The 24,063-nt window shown below is 72.0% G+C and carries 32 protein-coding genes; 21 read left to right on the top strand and 11 right to left on the bottom strand.

Annotated elements, in window-relative coordinates:
• The first annotated feature begins 143 nt into the window (after positions 1 to 143).
• The 4 genes from ACN9M0_RS31665 to ACN9M0_RS31650 all read left to right on the top strand — a co-directional run bounded on the left by ACN9M0_RS31665 (position 144) and on the right by ACN9M0_RS31650 (position 3,438).
• Positions 144 to 1,262 carry a carboxylate-amine ligase gene (locus ACN9M0_RS31665; protein ID WP_366038894.1) on the top strand — a complete coding sequence of 373 codons (1,119 nt, stop codon included), beginning with the start codon at positions 144 to 146 and terminating at the stop codon, positions 1,260 to 1,262.
• 5 nt (positions 1,263 to 1,267) lie between these two features.
• Complete coding sequence (locus ACN9M0_RS31660; protein ID WP_366038893.1) at positions 1,268 to 1,972, top strand: HemK2/MTQ2 family protein methyltransferase; 705 nt, start codon at positions 1,268 to 1,270, stop codon at positions 1,970 to 1,972.
• Positions 1,973 to 2,083: 111 nt separating this feature from the next.
• Positions 2,084 to 2,386 carry a CDGSH iron-sulfur domain-containing protein gene (locus ACN9M0_RS31655; RefSeq protein ID WP_426404618.1) on the top strand — a complete coding sequence of 101 codons (303 nt, stop codon included), beginning with the start codon at positions 2,084 to 2,086 and terminating at the stop codon, positions 2,384 to 2,386.
• The gene (locus ACN9M0_RS31650) at positions 2,383 to 3,438 is read left to right on the top strand and encodes an iron-containing redox enzyme family protein (protein ID WP_366038892.1); all 1,056 of its coding nucleotides are present in this window, start codon (positions 2,383 to 2,385) and stop codon (positions 3,436 to 3,438) included. The genes ACN9M0_RS31655 and ACN9M0_RS31650 overlap by 4 nt, the downstream gene beginning before the upstream one ends.
• 26 nt (positions 3,439 to 3,464) lie before the next feature.
• Here the strand turns inward: ACN9M0_RS31650 and ACN9M0_RS31645 are convergent, their stop codons facing one another.
• Positions 3,465 to 3,629, bottom strand: coding sequence for a hypothetical protein (locus ACN9M0_RS31645; protein WP_426404617.1), 165 nt, complete (start codon positions 3,627 to 3,629; stop codon positions 3,465 to 3,467).
• Positions 3,630 to 3,773: 144 nt separating this feature from the next.
• Between ACN9M0_RS31645 and ACN9M0_RS31640 the strand changes: the two genes are divergently transcribed.
• A complete protein-coding gene (locus tag ACN9M0_RS31640; RefSeq protein ID WP_366038891.1) occupies positions 3,774 to 4,538 on the top strand; it encodes a nucleotidyltransferase family protein in 765 nt (254 codons plus the stop codon).
• A gap of 114 nt (positions 4,539 to 4,652) precedes the next feature.
• Here ACN9M0_RS31640 and ACN9M0_RS31635 read toward each other — a convergent pair whose 3' ends face one another.
• The 3 genes from ACN9M0_RS31635 to ACN9M0_RS31625 are packed head-to-tail and all read right to left on the bottom strand — an operon-like array spanning position 4,653 to position 5,904.
• Complete coding sequence (locus ACN9M0_RS31635; RefSeq protein ID WP_426404616.1) at positions 4,653 to 5,072, bottom strand: CBS domain-containing protein; 420 nt, start codon at positions 5,070 to 5,072, stop codon at positions 4,653 to 4,655.
• A 32-nt stretch (positions 5,073 to 5,104) separates the two neighbouring features.
• Entirely contained in the window at positions 5,105 to 5,293 is a 189-nt protein-coding gene (locus tag ACN9M0_RS31630) for a CsbD family protein (RefSeq protein ID WP_399696968.1), read from the bottom strand.
• Positions 5,294 to 5,310: 17 nt separating this feature from the next.
• On the bottom strand, positions 5,311 to 5,904 hold the full coding sequence (locus ACN9M0_RS31625; protein WP_366038886.1) for a type 1 glutamine amidotransferase domain-containing protein: 594 nt from the start codon (positions 5,902 to 5,904) through the stop codon (positions 5,311 to 5,313).
• 176 nt (positions 5,905 to 6,080) lie between these two features.
• Here ACN9M0_RS31625 and ACN9M0_RS31620 point away from each other — a divergent pair, with 176 nt between their 5' ends.
• The gene (locus ACN9M0_RS31620; protein ID WP_366038884.1) at positions 6,081 to 6,236 is read left to right on the top strand and encodes a hydrophobic protein; all 156 of its coding nucleotides are present in this window, start codon (positions 6,081 to 6,083) and stop codon (positions 6,234 to 6,236) included.
• Between the two features lie 146 nt (positions 6,237 to 6,382).
• On the opposite strand, the gene ACN9M0_RS31615 is transcribed toward ACN9M0_RS31620, so the two are convergent.
• Positions 6,383 to 6,724, bottom strand: a complete 342-nt coding sequence (locus ACN9M0_RS31615) for a DUF3040 domain-containing protein (RefSeq protein WP_366041902.1) — start codon at positions 6,722 to 6,724, stop codon at positions 6,383 to 6,385.
• A gap of 185 nt (positions 6,725 to 6,909) precedes the next feature.
• On the opposite strand from ACN9M0_RS31615, the gene ACN9M0_RS31610 reads away from it, so the two are divergent.
• From ACN9M0_RS31610 to ACN9M0_RS31600, 3 genes are all read left to right on the top strand, one after another.
• Positions 6,910 to 7,830, top strand: coding sequence for a SigB/SigF/SigG family RNA polymerase sigma factor (locus ACN9M0_RS31610; protein ID WP_366041901.1), 921 nt, complete (start codon positions 6,910 to 6,912; stop codon positions 7,828 to 7,830).
• Positions 7,831 to 7,923: 93 nt separating this feature from the next.
• Entirely contained in the window at positions 7,924 to 8,436 is a 513-nt protein-coding gene (locus ACN9M0_RS31605) for a hemerythrin domain-containing protein (protein ID WP_399696963.1), read from the top strand.
• Between the two features lie 41 nt (positions 8,437 to 8,477).
• Positions 8,478 to 8,771: a hypothetical protein gene (locus tag ACN9M0_RS31600; RefSeq protein ID WP_426404615.1), complete on the top strand. Its 294-nt coding sequence runs from the start codon at positions 8,478 to 8,480 to the stop codon at positions 8,769 to 8,771.
• Positions 8,772 to 9,221: 450 nt separating this feature from the next.
• On the opposite strand, the gene ACN9M0_RS31595 is transcribed toward ACN9M0_RS31600, so the two are convergent.
• Complete coding sequence (locus ACN9M0_RS31595) at positions 9,222 to 9,653, bottom strand: hypothetical protein (RefSeq protein ID WP_366041898.1); 432 nt, start codon at positions 9,651 to 9,653, stop codon at positions 9,222 to 9,224.
• A gap of 7 nt (positions 9,654 to 9,660) precedes the next feature.
• Entirely contained in the window at positions 9,661 to 10,116 is a 456-nt protein-coding gene (locus ACN9M0_RS31590; RefSeq protein ID WP_366041897.1) for a universal stress protein, read from the bottom strand.
• Between the two features lie 171 nt (positions 10,117 to 10,287).
• On the opposite strand from ACN9M0_RS31590, the gene ACN9M0_RS31585 reads away from it, so the two are divergent.
• The 3 genes from ACN9M0_RS31585 (at position 10,288) to ACN9M0_RS31575 (ending at position 14,341) form a co-directional block, all read left to right on the top strand.
• Positions 10,288 to 10,761, top strand: a complete 474-nt coding sequence (locus tag ACN9M0_RS31585; RefSeq protein WP_399696959.1) for an STAS domain-containing protein — start codon at positions 10,288 to 10,290, stop codon at positions 10,759 to 10,761.
• 34 nt (positions 10,762 to 10,795) lie between these two features.
• Positions 10,796 to 11,236, top strand: coding sequence for an ATP-binding protein (locus ACN9M0_RS31580; protein ID WP_426404614.1), 441 nt, complete (start codon positions 10,796 to 10,798; stop codon positions 11,234 to 11,236).
• A gap of 123 nt (positions 11,237 to 11,359) precedes the next feature.
• The gene (locus ACN9M0_RS31575; protein WP_366041903.1) at positions 11,360 to 14,341 is read left to right on the top strand and encodes a hybrid sensor histidine kinase/response regulator; all 2,982 of its coding nucleotides are present in this window, start codon (positions 11,360 to 11,362) and stop codon (positions 14,339 to 14,341) included.
• A 96-nt stretch (positions 14,342 to 14,437) separates the two neighbouring features.
• Here ACN9M0_RS31575 and ACN9M0_RS31570 read toward each other — a convergent pair whose 3' ends face one another.
• Complete coding sequence (locus ACN9M0_RS31570) at positions 14,438 to 16,885, bottom strand: SpoIIE family protein phosphatase (protein WP_426404613.1); 2,448 nt, start codon at positions 16,883 to 16,885, stop codon at positions 14,438 to 14,440.
• A 189-nt stretch (positions 16,886 to 17,074) separates the two neighbouring features.
• Here ACN9M0_RS31570 and ACN9M0_RS31565 point away from each other — a divergent pair, with 189 nt between their 5' ends.
• Positions 17,075 to 17,248 (top strand): CsbD family protein, encoded by a 174-nt coding sequence (locus ACN9M0_RS31565; RefSeq protein ID WP_366041894.1) that lies wholly within the window; start codon positions 17,075 to 17,077, stop codon positions 17,246 to 17,248.
• Between the two features lie 73 nt (positions 17,249 to 17,321).
• On the opposite strand, the gene ACN9M0_RS31560 is transcribed toward ACN9M0_RS31565, so the two are convergent.
• Both ACN9M0_RS31560 and ACN9M0_RS31555 read right to left on the bottom strand, forming a co-directional pair.
• Complete coding sequence (locus ACN9M0_RS31560; protein ID WP_366041893.1) at positions 17,322 to 18,314, bottom strand: SRPBCC family protein; 993 nt, start codon at positions 18,312 to 18,314, stop codon at positions 17,322 to 17,324.
• A gap of 3 nt (positions 18,315 to 18,317) precedes the next feature.
• Positions 18,318 to 19,289, bottom strand: a complete 972-nt coding sequence (locus ACN9M0_RS31555) for a histone protein (protein ID WP_426404612.1) — start codon at positions 19,287 to 19,289, stop codon at positions 18,318 to 18,320.
• Between the two features lie 235 nt (positions 19,290 to 19,524).
• Here ACN9M0_RS31555 and ACN9M0_RS31550 point away from each other — a divergent pair, with 235 nt between their 5' ends.
• Genes ACN9M0_RS31550 through ACN9M0_RS31515 form a run of 8 tightly spaced genes read left to right on the top strand, consistent with a single transcriptional unit; the run spans position 19,525 to position 23,305 of the window.
• Positions 19,525 to 19,908: a gas vesicle protein gene (locus ACN9M0_RS31550; RefSeq protein WP_366041891.1), complete on the top strand. Its 384-nt coding sequence runs from the start codon at positions 19,525 to 19,527 to the stop codon at positions 19,906 to 19,908.
• 34 nt (positions 19,909 to 19,942) lie between these two features.
• On the top strand, positions 19,943 to 20,407 hold the full coding sequence (locus ACN9M0_RS31545) for a gas vesicle structural protein GvpA (RefSeq protein WP_366041890.1): 465 nt from the start codon (positions 19,943 to 19,945) through the stop codon (positions 20,405 to 20,407).
• A gap of 3 nt (positions 20,408 to 20,410) precedes the next feature.
• Positions 20,411 to 21,121 (top strand): GvpL/GvpF family gas vesicle protein, encoded by a 711-nt coding sequence (locus ACN9M0_RS31540; RefSeq protein WP_399696951.1) that lies wholly within the window; start codon positions 20,411 to 20,413, stop codon positions 21,119 to 21,121.
• A gap of 29 nt (positions 21,122 to 21,150) precedes the next feature.
• Positions 21,151 to 21,414 (top strand): gas vesicle protein GvpG, encoded by a 264-nt coding sequence (locus ACN9M0_RS31535; protein WP_426404611.1) that lies wholly within the window; start codon positions 21,151 to 21,153, stop codon positions 21,412 to 21,414.
• 19 nt (positions 21,415 to 21,433) lie between these two features.
• Positions 21,434 to 21,871 carry a gas vesicle protein GvpJ gene (gene gvpJ / locus ACN9M0_RS31530; protein ID WP_426404610.1) on the top strand — a complete coding sequence of 146 codons (438 nt, stop codon included), beginning with the start codon at positions 21,434 to 21,436 and terminating at the stop codon, positions 21,869 to 21,871.
• Positions 21,868 to 22,704, top strand: coding sequence for a GvpL/GvpF family gas vesicle protein (locus ACN9M0_RS31525; protein WP_366041885.1), 837 nt, complete (start codon positions 21,868 to 21,870; stop codon positions 22,702 to 22,704). Before gvpJ ends, ACN9M0_RS31525 begins: the two co-directional genes overlap by 4 nt.
• The gene (locus tag ACN9M0_RS31520; protein ID WP_366041884.1) at positions 22,701 to 22,910 is read left to right on the top strand and encodes a gas vesicle protein; all 210 of its coding nucleotides are present in this window, start codon (positions 22,701 to 22,703) and stop codon (positions 22,908 to 22,910) included. Before ACN9M0_RS31525 ends, ACN9M0_RS31520 begins: the two co-directional genes overlap by 4 nt.
• A complete protein-coding gene (locus ACN9M0_RS31515) occupies positions 22,907 to 23,305 on the top strand; it encodes a gas vesicle protein K (protein WP_399696948.1) in 399 nt (132 codons plus the stop codon). Before ACN9M0_RS31520 ends, ACN9M0_RS31515 begins: the two co-directional genes overlap by 4 nt.
• 112 nt (positions 23,306 to 23,417) lie before the next feature.
• On the opposite strand, the gene ACN9M0_RS31510 is transcribed toward ACN9M0_RS31515, so the two are convergent.
• On the bottom strand, positions 23,418 to 23,681 hold the full coding sequence (locus ACN9M0_RS31510) for a GlsB/YeaQ/YmgE family stress response membrane protein (RefSeq protein ID WP_366041882.1): 264 nt from the start codon (positions 23,679 to 23,681) through the stop codon (positions 23,418 to 23,420).
• Positions 23,682 to 24,063: the final 382 nt, after the last annotated feature.

Here is a 24,063-nt window from a genome sequence, read left to right as displayed (position 1 = left end):
GCGAACCAAACGACCGCGACCGGGCGCACGGCCGCGCGGGCGGCCGACGGTCGTGTGGGGCCCGGACGTGCGGGAGCCCGGTCGCGGCGTTGGCATGGGGGGCCCGGCGGCGGGTAGACGCGCGCCGAGGCGAGGAGCCCGCGATGAAGATCCTGACGATGGGTGTCGAGGAAGAGTTCGTCCTTGTCGACCGTGTGACGAGGGCCCCGGTCAACCGGGCCCCGGAGGTCATCCGACGGGCGCGGCCCGAGCTCGGAGAACAGGTGCAGACCGAGTTCTTCAACGCGCAGGTCGAGACCTGCACCCGGGCCACCGCGAGCCGCGAGAACCTGCGCGACGAACTGTCCTGGCTGCGCGCGGTGCTGGGCGCGGCCGCCCGGGACGCGCGCTGCATGCCGATCGCGTGCGGCACCCCCGTGCTGCCGCCCGAGGAGCCGCTGACCGTGACGGACACCGAGCGGTACCGGCTGATGGCCCGGCGCTTCGCCCCCCTGGTCACCCGCGAGGACGGGGTCGTGCGGGACGACGGGCTCGTCTGCGGCTGCCACGCCCACGTCGGGACGCTCGACCGCGAGCACGCCCTCGCGCTGGCCCAGCACATGCGGCCGTGGCTGCCCGTGCTCCAGGCGCTGGCCGGGAACTCCCCGTACGCCCGCCGGCACGACACCGGATACGACAGCTGGCGCGCGGTCGAGCACGCCAGGTGGCCGACCGTCGGCCCGACGCCGGTGCTCGACGAGGCCGGGTACCTCGCCCACGTCGAACGGCTCGTCCGTGAGGGGACGCTGCTCGACAACCGGATGGTGTACTGGCATGCCCGGCCCTCGGAGCACGTGCCGACGCTGGAGATCAGGGTCGCCGACACCAACGCCGACCTCGACACGGTGGTGCTGCTCGCGATCCTCGTCCGCGGGCTGGCCACCACCCTGCTGCCCCGCGTCGACGCCGGCGTCCCGCCGCCCCTGATCCCCGGCCCGAGGCTGCTCAGGGCCCACCGGCTCGCCGCCTCCCAGGGCATCACAGGGCTCGGCCTGGATCCGGTGGACGGCCGGCAGCGGCCCGCGCTGGCGCTCCTCGACTCGCTGATCACCCTCGCCCGCCCCGGGCTCGACGCGGCCGGCGACACCGACTGGGTGCGCGAGCAGGAGAGGCGGATCCGCGCGGACGGTGGCGGAGCCGCCCGTCAGCGTGCCGTCTTCCGTCAAAACGGCCGGTTCAGCGCGGTGGTCGACGCGCTGGCCGCCGCCACGACGAGGAGCTGATCGTCATGGCGTTCACCGCCTCGCTCCCCCAGGACCTCGGCACGGGGCGCGCGGGCGCCGCCCGGGTGTGCCGGCTCCCCGGTGTGTACGCGCCCCAGGCGGACACCCGGCTCCTGATGGCGCAGCTGCGGCGCGAGGAGCTGGGGCCCGGACTGCGCTCGCTCGACCTGTGCACGGGCACCGGTGTCCTCGCCGTCGTCGCCGCTCTGCGGGGCGCGCGGGCCACCGCCGTCGACATCTCACGCGCCGCGGTCGTCTCCTCCCGGCTCAACGCGCGCCTGCACGGCTGCCGGATCCGGGCGCTGCGGGGCGACCTGGACGCACCGGTGGCGCGTGAGCGTTTCGATCTGGTCACGGTGAACCCGCCGTACGTGCCGAGCGAGGACGCGGAAGCGCCCGCCCGGGGTGCGCGGAGGAGCTGGGACGCGGGTTCCGACGGGCGCCTGCTCCTCGACCGCGTCTGTGTGCGGGCGCCGGGCCTCCTGACGTCCTCCGGGGTGCTTCTGCTCGTCCAGTCGTCGCTCTCCGGGGTCGCCGCCACCCTCGACGCGCTCGCGCGCGGGGGGCTGCGGGCCCGGGTCGTCGAGCGGCGCACCGAGCCGTTCGGTCCGGTGATGTCGGCCCGCGCGGACTGGTTCGCGGCCCGGGGCCTGATCCCGGCGGGGGCCCGCACCGAGGAGCTCGTGGTGATCCGGGCGTGCCGGCCGTGATTCGGAACGGCTGAGTGGGGCAGTCGCTCCATGACCGCGCGGTCCGGTAGGCCGGTACGCCCCTGCGACGGGCTCCGGCGCCGTCGTCCCCGACGCGATGGGTGGTGTGTGATGTCTGCTTCCCCGAACGAGAACGCCCCGGTGGTGAGGGTCCCGGAGGACGGCGGAGCGAGTGACTCCCGGCGCGGCCGGCCGAGACCGCCCCGTTTCCGGCCGCTTCCCGAGGGGCCGCTGCTCGTCGAGGGGCCCGCGGAGATCGTCATGCCGGACGGGTCGGTGATTCTGTGCGAGCGGCCCGTGATGGCCCTCTGCACCTGCCGGCGGAGCCTGCGGGCGCCGTTCTGCGACACGAGCCACCGCCCGCGCCTGCGGCGCCGCGCCGGCGGCCCGACCGAGGAGGCAGGAACGTCATGACCCTGCTCGAACCGGCCGTCGCGGCGGAACCCCAGGCACCCGAGGCGCCCGAGGCGCGTGGCGAGGTCTCCCGCGCGGTACGGGGTCGGCTGCTCGGCGGCGGCCCCGGCGATCTGCCCCGGGAGGCCGAGATCGCCCGCTGCGCCCCGTACGGGGACGATCTGCAGCTCGCCCTGCACCTCTGCTACGAACTGCACCACCGGGGCTTCGCCCAGGTCCCCGACACCCTGGAATGGGACCCGGACCTGCTCAGGGTCCGGGCCCTCCTGGAGCACCGCTTCGAGAGCGCGCTGCGCCACGACTGCCGCCACCTCCCCGACGTCGACGAGGCCTTCGCGGCGCTGCTCGTGGAGCCTGCCGACGGCACGGGCGTCTCCCACTTCCTGATGTCCTCGGGCGAGCTGTGGCACCTGCGCGAGTACGCGGCGCTGCGCTCCGTGCACCAGCTGCGGGAGGCCGACCCGCACCTGTGGGTGATCCCCCGGCTGCGCGGCCGCGCCAAGGCGGCCATGGTGGCGGTCGAGTACGACGAGTACGGCTGCGGGCGGGCGGAGCGGATGCACTCCCGGCTCTACGCGGAGCTCATGACCGATCTGGGTCTCGACCCGTCGTACGGGCGGTACGTGGACGCCGCCGGGGCCGAGCTTCTCGCCGCCTCGAACCTGATGTCCCTGTTCGGCCTGCACCGTAGACTGCGCGGCGCGCTCGTGGGGCACTTCGCCGTCCTGGAGACGACCTCGCCGCCCGCCGCCTCCCGCATCGCCGCGGCGATGCGCAGGACCGGGGCCGGGCCTGCGGCGGAGCGGTACTACGACGAGCACGTGGAGGCGGACGCCGTCCACGAGCAGGTGGTGCGCCGGGATGTCGTGGGCGGTCTCCTCGAAGACGAGCCGGGGCTCGCCCCCGACGTCGCCTTCGGCATCGCCGCGACCTGCCTCGTGGAGGGCCGGCTCGGCAGCCGCGTGGTGGACGCCTGGTCCCGGGGCGAGAGCGCCCTGCGCACGCCCTCCGACGGAAGCTCGCCCCTGCCGCCTGCCGCGGGCGAGCGGTGAGGTGGGCGTTCCTTTCCGCCGTACGGTCAGGGCGCCGGGACGACGACGGTCCGGCCGGCCATCGGCGACCGTCCGCGCCGTCGCGCGCGGATCACGAACAGGCCTTCCACGAAGCCGCCGAGGCCGACGTCCGTGTGCCGGGGGGCGACGAGCCGGTCGGGGACGTGTCGGGCACGCCTGTCGGGTGACATCGGTGTCCTCTCGGCCGAGTGGGGTGCGAGGCACCTGCCCGGTCGGGCGGCGGGCGGTCGTGGCACGGATGGGGTTCCCGGCGCTGGGTAGACGCAGGTCCCCCGTAGGGCCATCGCGACCAGCCGCGATGAGAGGAACAGGTCATGAACCTCACGGAAGGCCCGGCCCCGCACCGGGCGACGGGCGGATCGGCACCCTCCCCGCACACCGACCCGGACAGTGCGCCGCAGAGTTCACCCCAGAGCGCGCCGCAGGGTTCACCGCACAGCCCGCCGCGTGGTTCGCCGGCGCACGCGTCCGACGCCCCGCCCCCCGCTCTCCCGCCCGACCACACGCAGGCGATCCTGGAGACGACCAAGGAGGTCGGGGCCGTACTGAAGTCGTCGGGGCGTCCGTTCGCCCTGGTCGGCAGCGTCGCCGCGTACGCGCACGGCATCCCGGTCCGGCTCCAGCACGACACCGACTTCGCGGTCCTGCCCGAGGACGCCGAGGCCGTCACGGAGTCCCTGCGGGAGCGGGGCGTACTGATCGTGGACCCGCCCGAGGACTGGCTCGTCAAGGCCCGCGCGGGCGGCGAGGAGATCGATCTGATCTTCTCACTCGCGGGCCGTCCGGTCACGCCGGAGCTGCTGGCCCGCGCCCAGACGCTGCCGGTGGACTCCGTGCACATGCCGGTGCTCGCGCCGACCGACCTCATGGCGTGCCGTCTGCTGGCGCTCTCCGAGCACCACTGCGACTTCGGCCCGCTGCTGCCGGTGGCACGGGGGTTGCGCGAGCGGATCGACTGGAAACGGGTGTCCGCGGACACGGCCGGCTCCCCGATGGCGGAGGCCTTCCTGTACCTGCTCGAACTGATGGACGTCCTGCCCCGCCGTGAAAGCCGCGGCCGCCGTGAAAGCCGCGCGTGAGCGCGTACGCGGAGGCGTGGCGCGTCGAGCGGCACGCGTACGCGGAGGCGTGGCGCGTCGAGCGGCAGTCGAGCGGCAGCGGGGCGCTCCGCGGCCGGGGTCCGCCGCAGAGGTTCAGGATTCCTCGGAGACCGCCCCGACGAGGTCGCCGACCTGCGGGTCGGGCATGACACGGGCGACGTCGGCCTGGGCGATGATGCCGACGAGGACGTGCCCGTCGATCACCGGGACCCGCCGGATCCTGTGCTCGCTCATGACGCTCATCACGTGTTCCGCGCTGTCGTCCACCTTGACGGTGACGATCTCGCCCTGGGCGAGCTCACCCGCCGTGCACTGCGCCGGGTCCTTGCCCTGGGCGACCGCCTTCACGACGATGTCCCGGTCGGTGAGCATGCCCTTCAGCCGCTCGTCGGGGCCGCAGATCGGCAGTGCCCCGACGCCGAGTTCGACCATCTTGCGTGCCGCCTCGACGAGGGTCTCGCTGGAGCGGACGCAGGTCGCGTCGGGGGTCATGATGTCGCGTGCGGTGGTCATGTCCATCACCTGTCGCTGGGGCCTCTGCCGCGCTATGAGGCGCGCCGCTTCATGGCTTCACGGGCCTTCTCCGCGGCCTCGCGTACCTTCACACCGGCCTCGCGTGCCTTGCCCCGCGCGTGGTCGGCCTTGCCCTCCGCCTCCATACGGCGGTTACCCGTGACCTTGCCCACGGTCTCCTTGATCCTGCCCTTGCCCTTCTGCACCGCGCTCCTGCGCATGGTCGAGTCCTCTCCGGTCAGGTGCGGTCCCCGCCGCCGTCGGCGAGGGCGCGGACGATCGCCGCCGCGAAGGCGTCGAGGTCGCCCGGCCTGCGGGAGGTGATCAGGAGGTGGTGTCCGGAGGCGTCGACGACGACCTCCCGGTCCACCCAGGTGCCTCCCGCGTTCTCCAGGTCGGGACGGAGCGAGGGGTACGAGGTCAGTTCGCGGCCCTTGGCCAGGCCGCTGTCCACGAGGAGCCACGGCCCGTGGCAGATCGCGGCCACCGGTTTGCCGGCGTCGGCGAAGGCCGAGACGAGGCGCCGCGCCTCGGCGTCCGTGCGCAGCCGGTCGGCGTTGAGGGTGCCGCCTGGCACGATCACCGCGTCGAACCCGTCCGCCGTCGCCTTCTCCAGGGTGGTGTCCGGCTGGACGTCGGCACCGGGCCTGCGGTCGGAGACGAGGGTGCGGACGGCCTCGTCCTTCTGCGCGGCAACGGTGACACGGGCGCCGTTCTCGCGCAGGGCGGCGACCGGTTTCCGCAACTCGTCCTGTTCCGTTCCGTAGTTCGTCGTGAGGACGAGGACGTTCTTTCCTTCGAGCTTGCCGTGGCGTGCGTCGTCGGCCGACACGATCCGATTCCTCTCCGGGTGACTCGGCCCCCGCCACTTCAGCGCCTCACCCCGCACGGGCCGCTCAAACGTCACCGTACGTCGCATGTTCTGGGAGGAAGGGGGCAACCGCGCTGGTACCGAGTTCCCGTGCCGAGACCGAGCGGCCGGGCCCCGCAGGCAGCGGAGGTGCAGCCATGGTTCCCCTTCTTCTCGTTCTCCTCGTGATTCTGATTCTGTTCGGCGCGGGTTTCGCCCTGGACGTGCTCTGGTGGGTGGCCATCGCCGTGCTGGTCGTGTGGCTGCTCGGCTTCCTGCTGCGCAGCGGCAACGGCCGCTGGTACCGCTGGTGACCCCACCGAGCGCCGTACCGCCGCCCCGGACGCCGTCCGGGGCGGCGGTACGTGGAGTGTGGAGCGGTGAGGCACCGGGACGTTGGAGTGTGGAGCGGTGAGGCACCGGGCCGGGCCCGGTGCCTCACTCGCCGGTCAGTCGTGTCTCACGCGTCCCCCCGTGATTCCGCCGCCCGGCGCCGTGTCCAGCGGACGACCAGGATCAGCGTGGTGACCAGGGTCAGCACCCACATCGCGGCGAACGCCCAGATGAGCACCGGCGTCTCGGTGGCGACCGCCAGCACGAGCAGGGCGAGGGTGGTGGCCCCGAGCACGACGACGCCGAGGACGGGGAGGTGACGGCGGGCTCCGGCGATCGAGGGCACGGACAGGTGCGGGGCCCGTCGCATCGTCCGCAGCCGGCGCGCGAGCGACTCGTCACGGTCCAGTTGTTCCTCGATCTCCGCCAGAACGCGCCGCTCGTGCTCCGAGAGCCGGGCCTCGTCCATCGCGGACACATCCTCCCGATCCCTGCGGGCCGACGCGAGCGCGTCGTATCGGTGCGGCTTCCCCGGAGAATTGTGTCAAATCTCCTCAAGTCGGGCATCCTTTCTGCAGGACGCTCGACCGACGGACCCCGCCGCCACCTCCGTGGTGCTGCGCAGGCCCATCGTCACCCGTCGAAGGAGCTCTCATGTCCACCGCCGGAGACCGCTCCGACACCACGCTCATCTCCGACCCGGGCCCCGACACCATCGGGGCCGAGACCCGCCGCACCGCGCTGGACGGGCTTCCCGAACCGGCATGCCCGACGGCTGTCTCCACGGACGACGCCCGGACGTTGTCCGTCGCGATGTTCGCACGGCTGCGGGAGCTGGAGGAGGGGACGCCGGAGTACGCGTACGTCCGCAACACGCTGGTGGAACTCAACCTCAGCCTCGTCAAGTTCGCGGCCCGGAGGTTCCGGAACCGCGCCGAGCCCGTCGAGGACATCATCCAGGTCGGCACGATCGGCCTGATCAAGGCGATCGACCGCTTCGACCCCGACCGCGCCGTCGACTTCTCCGCCTTCGCCCTCCCGACGATCGTCGGCGAGATGAAGCGCTTCTTCCGCGACACCAGCTGGGCCGTGCGGGTCCCCCGCCGGCTCCAGGAGCTGCGGATCGACCTCGCGAAGGCCGCGGACACCCTGGAACAGAGCCTCGGCCGCCGCCCCACCCGGGCGGAGCTCGCCGAGAAGCTGCACCGCACCGAGGACGAGATCGCCGAGGGCCAGCTCGCGGCCCACGGGTACGCGGCCCGGTCGCTGGACATCCCCGCCGGTGACGAGGACGCCGCGCCCGGCGCGGGCGCCCGTCATCTGGCCAGCTCGGAGCCCTCGTACGAGCTGATCGAGTCGTTGACGGCGCTGCGGCCGCTGCTCGCACGCCTCGACGACCGCGATCGGCGGATACTGGAACTCCGCTTCGGCGAGGAGCTCACCCAGGCGGAGATAGGACAACGCATCGGCCTGTCCCAGATGCACGTCTCGCGCCTGCTCACCCACATCCTCGGCGAACTCAGGAACGGCCTTTTCCAGGACGACGACGCGGCGGAGGACGACACCGCCGCCTGACTCCCGACGGCACGCATGGTGTGGCGCTTCCCGGGCATCCGCGCCCACACAGGTCCCCACGGACCGGTGAGGAACGCCCCGAGGAGCAGCGCCATGTCGACCGACGCCATCGTCAAGGCCAGAGAAGAACACAAAGCGATCAGGAAGCTGATCCGGTCCTACCGCTCCACGCACGACGACGCGGACACGGCCGGCAGTACGGGGGCCCGTGCGGAGATCGTGGACCAGCTCGTCGAGGCCCTCACCGTGCACCAGTACGTCGAGGACGAGGTGATGCATCCACGGCTCCGCACCGCGCTCCCTGCCACGGAGCCCCTCACCCTCGAACTCCACGAGGAGCATCACGTCTGCGAGGTGCTGGCCGGCGAGCTCTCCTCGATGTCCCCGGACGACCCCGCGTACGACGCGAAGGTCCGGGTCATGGCGGACGCCGTGGAGCGGCACCTGCGACGGGAGGAGCAGGAATGGTTCCCCCAGGTGCGGGAGGGCGTGGGCCGCAAGGAACTGCAGGCGATCGGCGCGTCTATGGAGGCGGTCGCCGAGCAGGCCCCCCACCACCCCCGCCGTCCGCTGCTCCGCAAGCTCTCGGACGCCATCGCCACGTGACCGGCCTCCCGGGAGGGACGAACCCGTCGGCCGTCCCGGGAATGACCGACGGGATCCGGGGCAATCGCCGTCACGTGGCCGAACAGCAGCGCGAGGAAGAACGCTCCCAGGCTCCCCCCGAGGAGTCGATGGACGAGGTGGCGACGAGGATCCCGAAGGAGGTCGGTCGGGCGGGGGCACGCCTGCGCCGAGGCGCCGCACGGTTCGGCCGGGAACCGCCACCCGACGAGGGGGGCAAGGCGCCCGACGCCGGGGACGAGGTCCCCCACGCGGGCGACGAGCTCCCGGACACCGGGGACGAGGACGCCGCCGGACGTGAGGGGGACGCGCCGTGAGTGGCGCGCGACGCCTGTCGCCCGGGGCGTGACGGCCCTCCAGGCGTGACGGCCCTCCATGGGACGGCATCGGCCGTTCGGAGTCCCGCCGCGAAGACCGTCCTCAGGACCGCGAGTCCGCCGCGAAGACCGTCCTCAGGACCGCGAGTCCGCCGCGAAGACCGTCCTCAGGACCGCGAGTCCGGCCGACAGCGCCCTGAGTGCCGCCCCGGCCAGAGGCCAGGGTCCAGCCGGCGTCAGGCACCGCGCCGGTCGCCGGCGACGGGTCCCGTCCGGTCGACGGGTCCCGTCCGGTCAGGCGGCCGCTTACCTCCGCCCTCCCCGGGCCCTGCCGCAAGCCAGATCTACCGCCCTCCCGGCCCTGTCGTCTACGCCCTCCCGGCTCTGCGCAGGCCAGGCCTACCGCCCTCCCGGGCCGCCGCCCGCCGCGCCCCGCGCCGGGGCCGCGGATCACGGGACCGGCGTAGCGCTCGGCGGGGTGTGTTCCGGCGGGGCCGGCTGGTGGACCAGGCGGAACCGGTGGGTCTCCCAGGCGAGTACGTGTCCGTCGGCGTCGACGAACCGGCCCGACACCTCGTAGGTCCCGCAGTTCGCCCGGCCGACGGGCAGCCGCTCGGGTGGCAGACGAATCTCGTACGGTCCGCCCGCCCGGAAGCCGCCGAGCGCGGTCCGGGTGGTGCCGATCACCTGCCCGGCGTACGACCGGGTCTCCTCGAAGGCCAGTCCGTCGACGTTCTCGGCCAGTCGGAAGGTGAGGGCGACGCTGACCGTGGCGCCCTCCGGCAGTTCGACGGGCTCGCCGCCCCGCAGGTCCGGGGAGAGCGTGCGCGCGCCCCGTTCCTCCGGGACCAGGGCCAGGTCCATGAGTTCGAAGAGCGCCATGACACCCTCACGTCCTCTTTCCGGTGGTGTCGGGACGGACGATCACGACCGGGCAGGGCGCGTGCAGGGCGCACTGCTGGCCGACCGAACCGAGGAGCAGGCTCTCGAAGCCGCCCCTGCCCCTGCTGCCCACGACCAGGAGCTCGGCCCCCGCCGACGCCTCGGTCAGCACCTCGGCGGGGTTGCCGCGCACCACGTGCTCGCGCACGGGCACGTCATCGGCCCGGACGAGCACGGCCTGGATCTCGTCGGCCAGGGACCGCGCGGCCTGTTCCCCGTCGAAGGTGGCGTCCGTCGCGCGCGCGGACCAGCCCACCGCTCCGGGCAGTTCGTATGCCGCCACCGCGTCCACGGCCGCCCCGATGAGCCGCGCGTGGCGCACGGCCCACCGCAGCGCCTCGTACGACGCCGGTGATCCGTCGACCCCGACCACCACGCGGGTGCCGCGCTCGCTGGTGTCCATGGTCCGCTCCCTCCTTCTGCCCGGCAGCTACCCCCGTCGCGGCGTCGTAGCCCCGGGAGGGACCGCCGATCCGCATGTCAGAAACGGACGAAACGGGGCAGATGCCTGAGGGGAGCATCCGGACTGCCCGGACAGCCCCCGAGCGAAGCGCGGGAAGGCGGGTGAACCCCCATGGAGGCTGCGAGCCGGACGGGAGTGCCGAGGGCTTCGCGGGCGGAACGTCTCCTCGTGGAGGTCCGGCGCGACAGGCGGCCCGGCACTGTCGTCCTCGCGCTCGACGGCGAGCTCGACCACGACACGGCGGAACCCCTGCGGAGCGCGCTCAAGGAGAGCTCCGGGGCCGTCCGGGTCGTCGTCGACTGCTCCGGCCTGCGATTCTGCGACTCCACCGGGCTGAACGTGCTCCTGCGCACGCGCCTGCGGCTGCTCGCCGAGGGCGGGCGCGTGGACCTCGCCGGGCTGCGGCCGCCGGTGGACCGCATCTTCGAGATCACCGGTGCGCTACGGGTCTTCAGGGTGTACGAGGACGCCGACGCCGCGCTCGGCGACCCGGACACGGAGCCCCGCGGTTCTGACCGGACAGGAGCCGACGGTGGTGGCCGGGGGACGCGGCGAGCCGGAGGTCCCGAATCGCCCGCGCTGTGATTCGGCGGGGCCCTGCCGGGGAAGCCGCAGTCGTATGACCGCGACGCGTATACGGCCTGCGAGCACCCGGACCCGCTGCTACGAGCTGGCGGAGCGGGACGGGGTCGTGCGGGAGTGCCGCGAGCTCACGCAGCGGGCCCTGAGCGCGTGGTTCGGCTGCGCGGGCCGGCCGGGGCAGGTCGCCGTCGAGGACGCGCTGCTACTGGTGTCCGAGGTCGTCACGAACGCGCTCACGCACGGTGGTGTCCCCTACGAACTGCGGCTCGACCGCGCCGGGGGCCGGCTGTGGGTCCAGGTCAGCGACACGAGCCCGGTACGGCCCCGGCCGCACGGTCCGCACCACGCGGGTCGGCCCTCCGGACACGGCCTCTACCTGCTGGAACGGCTCTCGGCCGGCTGGGGCTGGGTCCCCCGGGGCAGCGGCAAGACCGTCTGGTTCGAGGTGGAGGTCGAGGCCCGGGCCGGGCGCCCGTGACGGACCCAGGACGTGTCCTCGCCGATCAGGCCTGCTCGACAGCACACCCCCTAGAGTGGAGAGGTGGTCCGGGTTCCCTCCCGTGCCCGGACCCGTACCGCGATCGCCCTGTGCGAGGTCCCCATGGCAGAGCGCAGACCACCCCCCGGTGCGGCGGCGCCGCATGCGGAGCTCGGAGAGGACGGCCTTCGGCGGTTGCTCGCCGGGCTCACCGCCGTACGGGACGGCGACCTCTCCGTCCGGCTCCCCGACACCGGCGTCGGCATCTTCGGCGAGATCGCCGGGGTCTACAACGACATGGTCGGCCAGCTCTCGCTCGTCACCTCCGAAGTCAGCCGCGTCGCCGGCGAGGTCGGCGGGCAGGGGCTGCTCGGCGGCCGGGTCCGCGAGCCCCGCGCCCGGGGCGTGTGGCGGGAGTTGACGTCGAACGTCAACACGATGGCCGACAACCTCACCTCCCAGGTGCGGTCCATCGCACAGGTCGCCACGGCCGTCGCGGGCGGTGACCTCACGCGGAAGATCCGGGTCGACGCGCGCGGCGAGATCCTCGAGCTGAAGGAGACCATCAACACGATGGTCGACCGACTGTCGTCCTTCGCCGAGGAGGTCACCCGGGTCGCCCGCGAGGTCGGCACGGAGGGCAAACTCGGCGGCCAGGCCACCGTCCACGGAGTCTCCGGCACCTGGAAGGACCTCACGGACAACGTCAACTCCATGGCCGACAACCTCACCAACCAGGTGCGGAACATCGCCCAGGTCACGACCGCCGTCGCCCAGGGCGACCTGACCAGCCGCATCGACGTCTCGGCGCGCGGCGAGATCCTCGAACTCAAGACCACCATCAACACGATGGTCGACCAGCTCTCCTCCTTCGCCGCCGAGGTCACCCGGGTCGCCCGCGAGGTCGGCACGGAGGGCAAACTCGGCGGCCAGGCCGAGGTCGAGGGCGTCTCGGGCACCTGGAAGCGGCTCACCGAGAACGTCAACGAGCTCGCCGGGAACCTGACCCGTCAGGTCCGCGCCATCGCCGAGGTCACCAGTGCCGTCGCCGAGGGCGACCTCACCCGCTCGATCACGGTCGACGCGCCCGGCGAGGTCAGGGACCTGCGCGACAACATCAACTCGATGGTCGAGTCGCTGCGCGCCACGACCCGGGCCAACGAGGAACAGGACTGGCTGCAGACCAACCTCGCCCGGATCGCGGGGCTCCTGCAGGGCACCCGGGGCCTGCCCGAGATCGCCGAGCTGATCATGGTGGAGGTGCCGCCCCTGGTCGCCGCCCAGTACGGCGCCTTCTTCCTCGCCCGGGAGAGCGAGGAGGGCGTGGAGCTCGTCATGACCGCCTCGTACGGGTCGCCCGACGACCCGGACGACGCGCCGCGCCGGTTCCGCCTCGGCCAGTCCCTGGTCGGGCAGGCCGCCCGCGACCGGCGCGCCCTGCTCGTCGAGCACGTGCCCCCGGGCTACGCCACCATCGCGTCCGGGGCGGGTTCCGGCGAACCGAGCATGCTGATCGTCCTGCCGATCGTGGTCGAGGAGCAGGTCCTCGGGGCCGTGGAGTTCGCCTCCCTCCACCCGTTCACCCCGCTCCGGCGGGAGTTCCTCGACCGGTTCGTGGTCAGCGCGGGAGCCGTCCTCAGCTCCCTGGTCGCCAACCTCCGCACCGACGAACTCCTCGGCCAGTACCGCAAGCTCGCCGACGAACTCCGTTCCCGATCCAAGGAGTTGCAGACTGGTCAACGGGAACTCCAGCGCTCGAACGCGGAGTTGCAGGAGAAGGCCGCGCTCCTGGCCCAGCGCAACAAGGACATCGAGTCCAAGAACCTGGTCATCGAGCAGGCCCGCCAGGAGTTGGAGGTCCGGGCCCAGCAGCTGTCGCGCACCTCCCGGTACAAGTCGGAGTTCCTCGCCAACATGAGCCACGAGCTGCGCACCCCGCTCAACAGCCTGCTCATCCTGGCGCGGCTGCTCACCCAGAACGCCGAGGGGAACCTGACGGAGAAACAGATCGACTACGCCGAGGTCATCCACTCCGCCGGCTCCGACCTCCTCCAGCTGATCAACGACATCCTCGACCTGTCCAAGGTCGAGGCCGGCAAGATGGACATCAGGCACGAGCTGTTCCGCATCCGTGAACTGACGGAGTACCTGGAAGCGACCTTCGGCCCCGTCGCCGACGAGCGACACCTCGAGTTCACGGTCAACCTCGCGAACGACGTACCCGACGAGCTGCACGGCGACGAGGCGCGGATCCGCCAGGTCCTGCGCAACCTCCTCTCCAACGCGCTGAAGTTCACCGACCACGGCAGCGTCGCCCTCACCGTCGAGTACGCCTCCCCCGGCGAGACACCGCCCACCCTGGGCAGCGGCGGGCACGTCCTCGCCTTCCGGGTCACCGACACCGGCATCGGGATCCCCGCCGAACAGCTGCACCACGTCTTCGAGGCCTTCCAGCAGGGCGACGGCACGGCCGCCCGCCGGCACGGGGGCACCGGCCTCGGCCTCTCCATCAGCCGGGAGGTGGCCGGCCTCCTCGGCGGGACCATCGAGGCGGAGAGCACTCCCGGCCACGGCAGCACCTTCACCTTCTACCTGCCCATGCCGGGGCTCCCCGAACTTCCGGCCCCCGGTGCGGGCGCCGCCGACGCGGACCTGCCGGACCTCGCCTTCTCCCCGGCCCGCGGATCGGGCCCCTCCGGCCGGCCGGACGGGATGGCGGGCCGGACCGTGCTGGTCGTGGACGACGACACCCGCAACGTCTTCGCCCTCACCGCCGTCCTCGAAGGGCATGGTCTCCGTGTCCTGACGGCCGACGGCGGCCGGGCGGGCCTCGACATGCTCGCCGCGCACGACGAGATCGCGCTGGTGCTGATGGACGTCATGATGGCCGGCATGGACGGCTACACGGCCATCAAGGCGATCAGGAGGCTGCCGGGCCGCGCGGGGCTCCCCGTCATCGCGGTCACCGCGAAGGCGATGCCCGGCGACCGCGCCGACGCCCTGGCGGCGGGCGCCGACGACTACGTGTCCAAGCCGGTCGACGAGGACGAACTGACCGCCAAGATCCACACCTGGCTGCCAGGACGAGGGGATGAGCGGGTCTGAGGCCTGGAGGAGACCTGGAGTCCGAGGGGCTGAGGGGCTGGCCGGCAAGGTCGAGGAGGCCTGCGGGGCAGTCCGCCGGGCCGGGAGGGGAGGGCATCACCGCTCCGGCGGCTGTCCCCGTACCCGTACGGCGACGATGCTGGTGTCGTCGTCCGTGTCCCCCGGCGCCGTGCTGAGCAGCGCGTCCACGAGCGTGTCGGGCGCGTGGCCCGCGAGCCGCTCCGCCTCGGCCGCGAGCCGCGCCACCCCCTCGTCCAGTCCGTCGTGGCGGCGCTCGATGAGCCCGTCGGTGTAGAGCAGCAGGGTGTCCCGGGGGCGCAGCCCGATCCGCTGCTCGTGGTAGGCGTACGACGGCACCGCGCCCAGCAGGACGTCCTGGGGCGGTTCGAGCAGCCGCGCCCGGCCGTCCCGGAGCAGCAGCATGGGCACGTGTCCGGCGCTCGACCAGACCAGGCCGCGGTCCTCGGGGTCGTACAGCGCGCACACCGCGGTCGCCGTCGTGCCGCCTCCGGTGCGCAGGGTCACCTCGTTGAGCCACTCCATCAGGCGGCGCGGCGAGTGGCCGGTGAAGGCGAGCGCCCGCTGGGCGTTGCGGAGCGCCACCATGCCCGTCACGGAGTCGATGCCGTGCCCCGCGATGTCGCCGACGGCCACGAGGATCTTCCCGCTCGGCAGGGCGAGCACGTCGTACCAGTCGCCACCGACCCGGTACTCCTCCGCGGCCGGCCGGTAGCGGGCGGCCACCACGAGGTCCCCGGGCAGCTCCTGGAGCCCCGGCACCTCGGGGACGATGGCCTGCTGGAGCTGGAGCGCCAGCTGGTGGCGCAGTTCCGCCTGGTCGTGCAGCGCGGTGAGGTGGTCGAAGGTCGCCGTCAGCGCGGCCTCGGTCCTGCGGCTGTCCGAGACGTCCTGGTAGACGCCGGCGAAGCCGGTGACGACCCCCTCCGCGATCAGCGGCTCCGCCGCCACCCGCACATGGCGCACGGCTCCGTCGGGGAGCACGATCCGCAGCACCGTCTGTGTGCCCGTCTGGTGTTCGGTCAAGGTCGTCAGCAGGTCGGCGAGGGCCTCGTGGTCGTCGGGGCGCACCCGCTCGCGCAGCTCCTGGAGCGGTACGGGCGGCTCGGCCGGGGCCATGCCGAAGATGGCGTACGCCTCCTCCGACCACACCGTGCCGCCGCCGCTCAGGCTGTCCCGGAAGGGCGCCACGCTCTGCAGCCTGGCGACCGCCCGGGCGGCCGCGAGGCCGGGGGCGCCCACGGTGTGCCACATGACGACGGCGCGCTCCCCGCCGGCCGGCAGTACGCGTACGTCGAGGAGGGGCGGGGGTCCGCCGGGCCCTGCGGACACCGGCAGCCGGGCGGCCCGCTGGGTTCGGCCGGTGCCGACGGCGCGTTGCGCCATGCGGGCCAGGTCTGCGTGGACGAGCGGGAAGACGCCGGCCAGGGAGGCACCGCCGGCGCCGGGAGACATGCCCCCGAGTGCGGCGGTCGCCTCGTCGTTGAGGTGCTCCACCGTGGGCGCGAAGGCCCTCCTGCGGGCGACCCACGCACCGGCCGAGCTGTGCGTGGCTCGTGCGTCCCTCGTGCGGCTCGAGTCTCGTGTGCCGCGCGGGCCCTGCGTGTCTCTCGTATCGCTCGTGTCTCTCGTGTCACTCGTGTCTCTCGTGTCTCTCGTGTCTCTCGTGTCGAGCAGCATCGCCGGCTCCGCGAGGGAGTCGAGTACGTCCACGAGGACGGGGACGACGGTCAGTGCCGGGTCGGCGGTGTCGAGCACCGTGCTCGCCACCTCCATGAGCCCCGTGACAGTTCGCCGTACCGTGCCGTCGAGGGCCGTCGGCCCAGGCCAGCCGACGAGCGCGAGACCGACCGGCCTGTCGCGTCGGCGCAGCGGGAGCACGGCGCGGGCCGCGGGCGGCGCGGGCCCCGGCAGCGGCTCGCCGCCGGCCGGACCCGCCTCCAGCCAGACCGGTGCGTCCTCGTCGAGGGCTCGGCGGAACGGCTCGGGGGCGGCGGGGGGTATCCACTGCCAGGCCGCGGCCTCCACGGCCCCCGCCCCCGCGTACCCGGCGAGGCGCAGACAGTCGCGGTCGGCGCGTCGCCACAGCCAGAGGCTGTCCGCGCCGAGCGGGGCGAGCCCCTCCTCCAGGAGGGTGCGTGCCGCCTCGCAGACCGTGTCCGCGGTCTCCGCCGCCGCGGCGGTCCGGCGGGCCCGGCGGCCCTCGGCGTGACGCTCGGGGGCGGGGGCGGCGTCGCTCTGCGGGGGAACGACGGCTTGGGCGCCGTCCCCGGCGGCCGCGTTCACGATGTCCGCGGCGAGGTCCTCGCCCGAGAGTCCGGTCGCCTGCGCGAGGGCGTCGAGGTACTCGGCCGCGTCGGAGGGGGACAGCCGCAGCTGTGCGGAGAGTACGCCGGAGGCGAGGTCGAGCAGGTGGCGGTGGGCCAGCCGGTCGCGCAGCCAGCGGTTCTCGGCGGCGAGCCCGGCACAGCCGGGGTCCGCCCGAGCGCCGGACGGCAGCCCCGTGGAGCTGGCAGAACCTGTCAAGACACCCTCCGTCCCGCCTCCGCGCGGACGGCCGGAGCACGTGTTCGGATCCGCTCCGGATTTTACTCGCATGCCGTTTCGCACGGCGCACGGCGCACGTCCGACGTGCGCCGTGCGAAACGGCAGTTCGGGGCTTCATTCGCCGTCATGCGGGTAGCGGACCCATGAGGTCATTTGGAGGTGACTGGCATGGCTGCTGGGAAGAAGGCCAAGAACATGGGGAAGACGGCCAAGGGCAAGGCGAAGGAGGTCACCGGTAAGGCCGTAGGCAACGAAAGCCTGGAGATGAAGGGGCGTGCGGAGCAGGTTGCCGGTGATGCGAAGCAGACCGCCCGGAAGGCGAAGGACACACTCAAGCACTGAGTCCTGTGCCGTGAGGGAGGCGTACGAACGCCTCCCTCACGGCACAAGCGCTCACGGGACGGACCCGGGAGCCTCAGCGTCGAGCTCGTGAGCGCCGGGGCTCTTCGTCTTCGTCCTCGTCTTCGTAGGTGTCCTCTTCGTACGTCTCCGCGTCCTCTTCGTCTTCCGGGTACTCCTCGGCTTCTTCTGCCGACTCATCCGACTCATCCGACTCGGACTCGTCTGACTCGTCAGGCTGATCCGCCTCCGCCTGCTCCTGCTCAAGCGCCTCCTCGTGGGTGAGGACGACTTCGCCGTCTTCGATCTCGCCACGCCAGCCGTCGGGCTCTTCGCTGGCGAGGGTGACGAAACGGTCGAAGTCCTTCAGATCCAGGCGCATGCGACGGCCCTGTGCCCGCCAGAGGTTCCCGGTCTTTTCGAAGAGGCCCGAGGGGTAGTACTCGACGACCAGGAGGATGCGGGTGAGGGAGGGGGCGAGTTCGTGGAAGCTGACGCAGCCTCGCGTGGTTCCCTTGGCTCCCTCCGAGCTCCACACGATCCGGTCGTCGGGTATCTGCTCCTGAACGGTGGCTTTCCAGCTCCGTGTGGAGGGGCCGACCTTGACCTTCCAGTCGGAGGTCGTGTCGTCACCCTGCGAGACGCTGCGTACTCCCTTGGCGAAGCTGCTGAAGTCCTCGTACTGCGTCCAGTGGTCGTAGGCCGTGCGCAGCGGCACCCCGACATCGATGGCCTCGATGATGCTCATGGCCTTGGCACTGCCCTTTCGGCCCTTCCCCTTGCCGCCGAGAAGGCCGGAGCCCGCGTCCTTGACCTTCTCCTTGAGGCCGCCCAGCGCGTGACCGAGAACGGCCTTCACCGGGGAGTCGCCCTGGACGAGGCGGCCGCCGAGGTCGGAGAGCCGGCCGCCGTTCTCCGCCACGTCGTACAGGCCCTCGGTCAGGTCGCCGACCTTGTCCACTGCCTTGTCCGCCAACTGGTCCGCCTGAGCGGCCAGATAATCGCCTGCTTCTTCCATCAGCCGGTCGAATCCCGACTGGGCGCCGCCGGCGCCGCGCTTGCTGGCCATGGTTCACCTCCGCGTGGTCGGCTTGCGGCGGGCCGTCGTGGCGGCCGTTGTCTTCTTCGCCGCGGACTTCGAGGCCGGAGCGCGCGTCGCGGTCTTCTTCGGCGCGGTCTTCTTCGGCGCCGTCTTCTTCGCCGCGGTCTTCTTCGCCGCCGGCTTGGCCGCTGTCTTCTTCGCCGCGGACTTGCGCGCCGTCGAGGAGGATGCGGTCTTCCCCCTCGCGCCGCCCGACGCCGCCCGGGACTTCGTCCCCGAGCTTGCGGTCGAAGCCTTCTTGGCGGGAGTCGTCCTCCTGCTGGAGGCGGCCTTCTTGGCTGGAGCCGCCTTCCTGGCCGGGGTCGTCTTCTTGGCCGGGGTCGTCTTCTTGGCCGGCGCCTTGCGGGCCGTGGTACCGCGCGAATCCGTCTCGGACTTGCGCGCTGCGGCGGCGCGGCGGGCCGGACGGCGCGGAGGGGGTGGTTCCTCGTCCGCGTCCGCTTCTTCCTCGTCGGCCGGTTCCGGCTCTTCCTCGTCGGCCGGCTCGTACGCGTCCTCGGGCTCCTCCTCCGGTTCTTCAGCTTCTTCCTCGGAGTACTCGTAGCCGCCCCGGCCGTCCCCGGGTTCCTCTTCGTATTCGTCTTCCTCCTCGTCGTACTCGTCCTCGTCAGCGGTCTCCTCCTCGTCACCGCTGCCCAGGGCGAGCGTGCGTTCTCGAAGCGAGTCCGCAAGCACGGCCATGCGGCGGTTCGCGGTGGCCACGAGCGCCTTGCGCCCGGCGTCCAGAGCCTCGCCCCGGATCTGCTCGCCGAGTTCGGCGACCTGGGGCATTTCGCTCAGTTTCTTGAGACCCTGCGTGGCGAGTTCCTTCGGGTCGAGGCCGAGGCGACGGCCGGCGGCATAGGTGATCAGGCTGAAGGCCAGGCGGCCCTTCTTCGCCCGTCCCAGTACATAGCCTCCGGCGACCGCGGCCGCGAGAGCGATCTTGGTCGTGTCCTGCATGAGCCTTTTCCCTTCACCAGGCGTACGGCCCGTGGTCACCCCCGGCAGGTCATGCCGCCGCGGATACCCGCGCTCGGATGAGGGGGCGCGTCCGCGCGCACGGTTACTACGGCGCTGCTCCGTCTCACGCCAGATATGCCTCGGAGAGGTCGAAATCTGGATTTCTCAAGAATGCGCGTGTTTTCTGTAGATGAAGGCGGGCAGGCGTATGGGTTAGCTTGCAAGGAGAGTGGTCATGGCCCCACCAGAGCCCGCCCGCCGTAGACGGCCCCCGCCGGAAGAGGGGCAGGACCAGGAGGCGCGAAGCGCTCGGCCCGCCCGTAAGACCCCGGCTCGCAAGGCAACGGCGCGCCGAGGTGTGCGAGGTGCGGCGGCGGCGATGCGCTCGGCGGTGGAGCAGCTCTCGCAGCTGCTGGGCCGTGTCCCCGAGTCGGTGTCGTCGCTCCGGCCGATCGAGGACGGCTGGGAGGCTCAGGTCGAGGTCCTCGAGCTGGAACGTATCCCCGACAGCACGAGTGTCCTGGCCAGCTACAAGGTCACGTTGGACGAAGAGGGCGAGCTCATCTCCTACGAGCGGACCCGGCGGTACAGCCGGGGCGGGATCGACGGGCCGACCTGACAGGGGCCGACCCGCTTGGTGAAGGGAAGCGGCCATGACTGTGGTGCCACAGGACGGAACCAGCATCAACAGAAGTGCCGGCGGAGGTACGAGCAGCCTCTATGACGTCCTGGAGTTGATTCTCGACCGCGGCCTCGTGATCGACGTGTTCGTCCGGGTCTCACTGGTCGGGATCGAGCTGCTGAAGATCGACGCACGGATCGTCGTCGCGAGCGTGGACGCCTATCTGCGCTTCGCGGAGGCCTGCAACCGCCTCGACCTCGAAGCCGGCCGCAAGGCCCCCTCCCAGCTCACGGACGTCGTCGGCAACGCGCTCGAGAGCGGGGCTCAGGGAAAGTCCAAGGGCGCCATCAGCGGCGCCGTGGAAGCGGTGACGCAGTCCCTGACCGGCGGGTCCGACGATGAGGAGGAGCCGGAAGAAGAAGCGGAAGAGGAAGAGGAAGAAGCCCCCCGCCGCCGGCGCCCGGCACGCCGCCCGGCACGCCGTGAGAGGGAGTAGACGATGCCTCTGTACGTGTACACCATCGTCGCCGCCGCACACCCGTGCCGCGTGGACGGGCTGACGGGCGTGGGCGCCGAGCCCTCCCCCCTGCGCACCGTCACCGTCGGCCCTCTGCGAGCGGTCGTCTCGGAGATCAACGAGGAGATCCGGCCCAAGCGACGGGACCTGGCCGCCCACCAACACGTGCAGGACAGCCTCATGGCCGACGGGACGGTCCTCCCGATGCAGTTCGGCTACACCGCCCCCGACGAGCAGGCGGTCTCGTCCGTTCTCGAGGAGCGTGGCGAGCTCTACCTGTCGGCCCTGGAGCGGCTGCGAGGCTGCGCCGAGTACCACCTCAGGGCCACACAGGACCAGGACGTCCTCCTGTGGGACATCCTCCGAAGCACTCCTCAGGCCCGGCTGCTCAACGACCGCATCCGCGCGGGCGACGCCGACCCCCGGCTTCCCCTGCAGCTGGGAGAACTGGTCGCCACGGAGGTACGCGAACGGCAGGAGGTCCTCGCCTCCGGTCTGGTCCGGACACTGATCCCCCTCTCGCGGGACCACAGCGTCCGCGCACCGGCCGACGGCGAGATCCTCAACGTCTCGTTCCTGGTCCACGACGAGCAGAAGAAGAGCTTCCTGCGGGCCGAGGCGGGGCTCGCCGAGCAGACCGAGAGTGTCGAGTTCCGTTTCAACGGGCCTCTGCCCCCCTACAGCTTCGTGTAGGACCCGCCACACGGCGGGGAGGCCCGGCAGTGTCAGGAGGAGCCATGGGGCTGCTGACCGGCCTGCTGACCTCGCCACTGGCGCCCATGCGGATGGTGGCGTGGGTGGCCCAGCGCGTGGTCGACAAGGCCAACGCCGAGTACTACGACCCCGCTCCCGTCTACGCCGCGCTGGCCGACCTCGAGCGCCGACTCGCCTTGGGCGAGCTCGACCAGAGCACCTTCGACGATCAGGAGGACGCCCTGCTCGACCGTCTCGACGAGATCAGCAGATTCCGGCAGAGCCAGGCATGACCGAAGGAGGCCGAGGACCGTGACCGACCCGCTAGCCGACCGGCTCGGCCCACTGCCGTCCCGGGCCACTCCGTTGTCCTATCCGCCGTCCTCTACCTCGGCCAGCCTCGCCGACATCCTCGAGCGCGTCCTCGACAAGGGCATCGTGATCGCCGGCGACATTCGCATCAATCTTCTCGACATCGAGCTTCTGACCATCAAACTGCGGATCCTGATCGCCTCGGTGGACAAGGCCAAGGAGATGGGCATCGACTGGTGGGAACACGACCCCTCGCTCTCCTCCCGCCACAGTGACGACTCGCTCGTGGCGGAGAACCGCCGGCTGCGCGCCGAGGTGGAGGCCCTGCGCCGCGACCGCCTGGAAGCCACCCCTTCCGGAAGCGCCGAAGCCGGCCCGGGGCGACATGACGAAGCCCCGCCGCCGCGCACGGCCCGGAGACAGGGGCAGGCACCATGAACGACGAGCCGACCCTCACCTACGTCTACGCCGCGATCGTCCCCACTCCCCGGCTGCACGAGCTGCTGCCCGCCCTCCACGGCGTCGAAGACGCGCCGCTCACCCTCCTCGCCTCCCGGGACACCGGCCCGGCCGCCCCCGCGTTCGTCACCAGCCAGGTGCCCGAGGCCTCCTGGAGCGAAGAAGCGCTGAGATCCCGCTTCGAAGACCTCGCCTGGCTCGAGAACACCGCCCGGGCGCACCACCACGTCATCCAGGCACTCGCCGGCCATACCACCGTGCTGCCCCTGCGGATGGCCACCCTCTATCAGGACGGCGGCCGCGCCCTCGCGGCCCTGCGCGAGCAAGGCCGAGCCTTCGCCGACCGGCTCACCCTTCTCGCCCACCAGACGGAGTACGGCGTCAAGGCATACGTCGTCCCCGACCCCCCAACCCCCGCCCCGGACACGGCGCACGCCACGACACACAGCCCGGGGAAGGCGTACCTCCACGCCCGCAGAGCCCAGCACCACGCCCGCGAGGACCGCCACCGGCAAGCCGGAGAAGCGGCGGAACGTATCGCCGACACAGCCGCCGAGCACGCCACCCGCGTCGTACGGCACCCCGCGCAGACCGGCCCCCTCAGCCGCGGCGAGAACGGGGAGAACGTCCTCAACGACGCCTATCTCGTCCCCGAGGACCATGCCGACGCGTTCTGCGCCGCCGTCCGGCGAGCCGCCCAGGACCTGCCCGGCATACGCATCGAGGTCACCGGCCCCTGGGCGCCCTACTCCTTCGCAATGCTGCCGGACTCGCCCGCCGAGACAGACGACCCCCCTGGCACACGGCCATGACCCTCACCGAACGACACGAACCGATGCCCGGCCGGCAGATCGCCCTCGTCGACCTCCTCGACCGGCTCCTCGCCGGCGGCGTCGTGATCACCGGCGACATCGTCCTGTCCATCGCCGACATCGACCTCGTACGCATTTCCCTGCGCGCCCTCATCACCTCCGTGGCCGAGTCCGGCGCCCCCCTGACCCGCGACGGCCGACGATGAGCACCGACCGACCGGCGCAGCCGCACCGCCCCGACGTCGACGACCTGCGCGAGCCGCTCGCCGGCGCCTTCCGGCTCCTCCAGGCGCCGCCCGCCCGCCCTGGCGACACCCGATCCCCCGCCCAACGCCTCCGAACCGACCCCGACAGCGTCGGCGAAGACCTCCTCAAACTCGTCCTCACGGTCGTCGAACTCCTGCGTCAACTCATCGAACGGCAGGCCCTCCGCCGCGTCGACTCGGGCGACCTCACCGACGAACAGGAAGAAGAGCTGGGGGCCACCCTCCTCGCCCTGCACGACCGCATGACCGAGCTCTGCGCCGAGCACGGCTACACCCTCGAAGAACTCAACCTGGATCTCGGCCCCCTCGGCTCCCTGCTCCCGAAGGGTCCTTGAGCCTCCCGAAGGGCCCTTGAGCGCCAAGGCCCCCTGAGCACCGAGCAGGCGCTCGGCCGGCGTTTCCGGCCGAGCGCCTTGCCTGACGAAGCCCCCGGACCGACCGCCTCCGCTACCCCTTCTTGCGTGCGAAGAGCCGGTAGACGGCGAGGAGGATGAGGGAGCCGACGATCGCGGCGATCCAGGTGGAGAGTTCGAAGAAGCCGTCGACGGAGTCGACGTCGAAAATCACCTTGCCGAGCCAACCGCCGAGAAGGGCGCCCGCAATACCGATGAGGGTGGTGACGATGATGCCACCCGGGTCCTTCCCCGGCATCAACATCTTGGCGATGATGCCCGCAAGCAGCCCGAGCAGGATCCAAGCAAGTATGCCCATGGTCCTTTCCTGTCTTGTGAGTCACATTCCGTCTCTTGCCGTCCGAGGCGTTCCTCGGCGGCACATCAGGAGAGCTTGTCCTTCGCTTCTTCCTTCGCCTGCCGGGCCTTTCCGCGGGTCTCCAGAGCTCCGCCCTTGGCCGCCAGACCTTCCTTGCCCAGCGCGTGGGCAGACTTCATCACGACTCTCCCGGCGATTTGTTCCATCCGGGCCTTGACCTTCTCGCTCCCACTCATGACGGTCCTCTCGCAGGTCCGGCGGCCGGGCATGACAGCCCGGCACCCCGATCGCGTGACATGCGGATACCCCCGCGGCAGGGTCCCAATCACTCGATGACCTGTGGATCCGGACCGTCCCGACCGATCTACATCACGCGCCGCAT

The sequence above is a fragment of the Streptomyces sp. R-07 genome, from assembly GCF_049913175.1.
In the GTDB taxonomy this organism is placed as follows: domain Bacteria; phylum Actinomycetota; class Actinomycetes; order Streptomycetales; family Streptomycetaceae; genus Streptomyces.
Note: the sequence above shows the minus strand (reverse complement) of the source record. Positions and strands in the feature narration are given on the sequence as shown.

What these genes read in the sequence shown, in the direction of transcription:
- ACN9M0_RS31665 (WP_366038894.1), top strand. Translation starts at nt 144, where the DNA reads ATGAAGATCCTGACGATGGGTGTCGAGGAAGAGTTCGTCCTTGTCGAC.
- ACN9M0_RS31660 (WP_366038893.1), top strand. Translation starts at nt 1,268, where the DNA reads ATGGCGTTCACCGCCTCGCTCCCCCAGGACCTCGGCACGGGGCGCGCG.
- ACN9M0_RS31655 (WP_426404618.1), top strand. Translation starts at nt 2,084, where the DNA reads ATGTCTGCTTCCCCGAACGAGAACGCCCCGGTGGTGAGGGTCCCGGAG.
- ACN9M0_RS31650 (WP_366038892.1), top strand. Translation starts at nt 2,383, where the DNA reads ATGACCCTGCTCGAACCGGCCGTCGCGGCGGAACCCCAGGCACCCGAG.
- ACN9M0_RS31645 (WP_426404617.1), bottom strand. Translation starts at nt 3,629, where the DNA reads ATGTCACCCGACAGGCGTGCCCGACACGTCCCCGACCGGCTCGTCGCC.
- ACN9M0_RS31640 (WP_366038891.1), top strand. Translation starts at nt 3,774, where the DNA reads ATGAACCTCACGGAAGGCCCGGCCCCGCACCGGGCGACGGGCGGATCG.
- ACN9M0_RS31635 (WP_426404616.1), bottom strand. Translation starts at nt 5,072, where the DNA reads ATGACCACCGCACGCGACATCATGACCCCCGACGCGACCTGCGTCCGC.
- ACN9M0_RS31630 (WP_399696968.1), bottom strand. Translation starts at nt 5,293, where the DNA reads ATGCGCAGGAGCGCGGTGCAGAAGGGCAAGGGCAGGATCAAGGAGACC.
- ACN9M0_RS31620 (WP_366038884.1), top strand. Translation starts at nt 6,081, where the DNA reads ATGGTTCCCCTTCTTCTCGTTCTCCTCGTGATTCTGATTCTGTTCGGC.
- ACN9M0_RS31615 (WP_366041902.1), bottom strand. Translation starts at nt 6,724, where the DNA reads ATGGACGAGGCCCGGCTCTCGGAGCACGAGCGGCGCGTTCTGGCGGAG.
- ACN9M0_RS31610 (WP_366041901.1), top strand. Translation starts at nt 6,910, where the DNA reads ATGTCCACCGCCGGAGACCGCTCCGACACCACGCTCATCTCCGACCCG.
- ACN9M0_RS31605 (WP_399696963.1), top strand. Translation starts at nt 7,924, where the DNA reads ATGTCGACCGACGCCATCGTCAAGGCCAGAGAAGAACACAAAGCGATC.
- ACN9M0_RS31600 (WP_426404615.1), top strand. Translation starts at nt 8,478, where the DNA reads ATGACCGACGGGATCCGGGGCAATCGCCGTCACGTGGCCGAACAGCAG.
- ACN9M0_RS31595 (WP_366041898.1), bottom strand. Translation starts at nt 9,653, where the DNA reads ATGGCGCTCTTCGAACTCATGGACCTGGCCCTGGTCCCGGAGGAACGG.
- ACN9M0_RS31590 (WP_366041897.1), bottom strand. Translation starts at nt 10,116, where the DNA reads ATGGACACCAGCGAGCGCGGCACCCGCGTGGTGGTCGGGGTCGACGGA.
- ACN9M0_RS31585 (WP_399696959.1), top strand. Translation starts at nt 10,288, where the DNA reads ATGGAGGCTGCGAGCCGGACGGGAGTGCCGAGGGCTTCGCGGGCGGAA.
- ACN9M0_RS31580 (WP_426404614.1), top strand. Translation starts at nt 10,796, where the DNA reads ATGACCGCGACGCGTATACGGCCTGCGAGCACCCGGACCCGCTGCTAC.
- ACN9M0_RS31575 (WP_366041903.1), top strand. Translation starts at nt 11,360, where the DNA reads ATGGCAGAGCGCAGACCACCCCCCGGTGCGGCGGCGCCGCATGCGGAG.
- ACN9M0_RS31565 (WP_366041894.1), top strand. Translation starts at nt 17,075, where the DNA reads ATGGCTGCTGGGAAGAAGGCCAAGAACATGGGGAAGACGGCCAAGGGC.
- ACN9M0_RS31560 (WP_366041893.1), bottom strand. Translation starts at nt 18,314, where the DNA reads ATGGCCAGCAAGCGCGGCGCCGGCGGCGCCCAGTCGGGATTCGACCGG.
- ACN9M0_RS31555 (WP_426404612.1), bottom strand. Translation starts at nt 19,289, where the DNA reads ATGCAGGACACGACCAAGATCGCTCTCGCGGCCGCGGTCGCCGGAGGC.
- ACN9M0_RS31550 (WP_366041891.1), top strand. Translation starts at nt 19,525, where the DNA reads ATGGCCCCACCAGAGCCCGCCCGCCGTAGACGGCCCCCGCCGGAAGAG.
- ACN9M0_RS31545 (WP_366041890.1), top strand. Translation starts at nt 19,943, where the DNA reads ATGACTGTGGTGCCACAGGACGGAACCAGCATCAACAGAAGTGCCGGC.
- ACN9M0_RS31540 (WP_399696951.1), top strand. Translation starts at nt 20,411, where the DNA reads ATGCCTCTGTACGTGTACACCATCGTCGCCGCCGCACACCCGTGCCGC.
- ACN9M0_RS31525 (WP_366041885.1), top strand. Translation starts at nt 21,868, where the DNA reads ATGAACGACGAGCCGACCCTCACCTACGTCTACGCCGCGATCGTCCCC.
- ACN9M0_RS31520 (WP_366041884.1), top strand. Translation starts at nt 22,701, where the DNA reads ATGACCCTCACCGAACGACACGAACCGATGCCCGGCCGGCAGATCGCC.
- ACN9M0_RS31515 (WP_399696948.1), top strand. Translation starts at nt 22,907, where the DNA reads ATGAGCACCGACCGACCGGCGCAGCCGCACCGCCCCGACGTCGACGAC.
- ACN9M0_RS31510 (WP_366041882.1), bottom strand. Translation starts at nt 23,681, where the DNA reads ATGGGCATACTTGCTTGGATCCTGCTCGGGCTGCTTGCGGGCATCATC.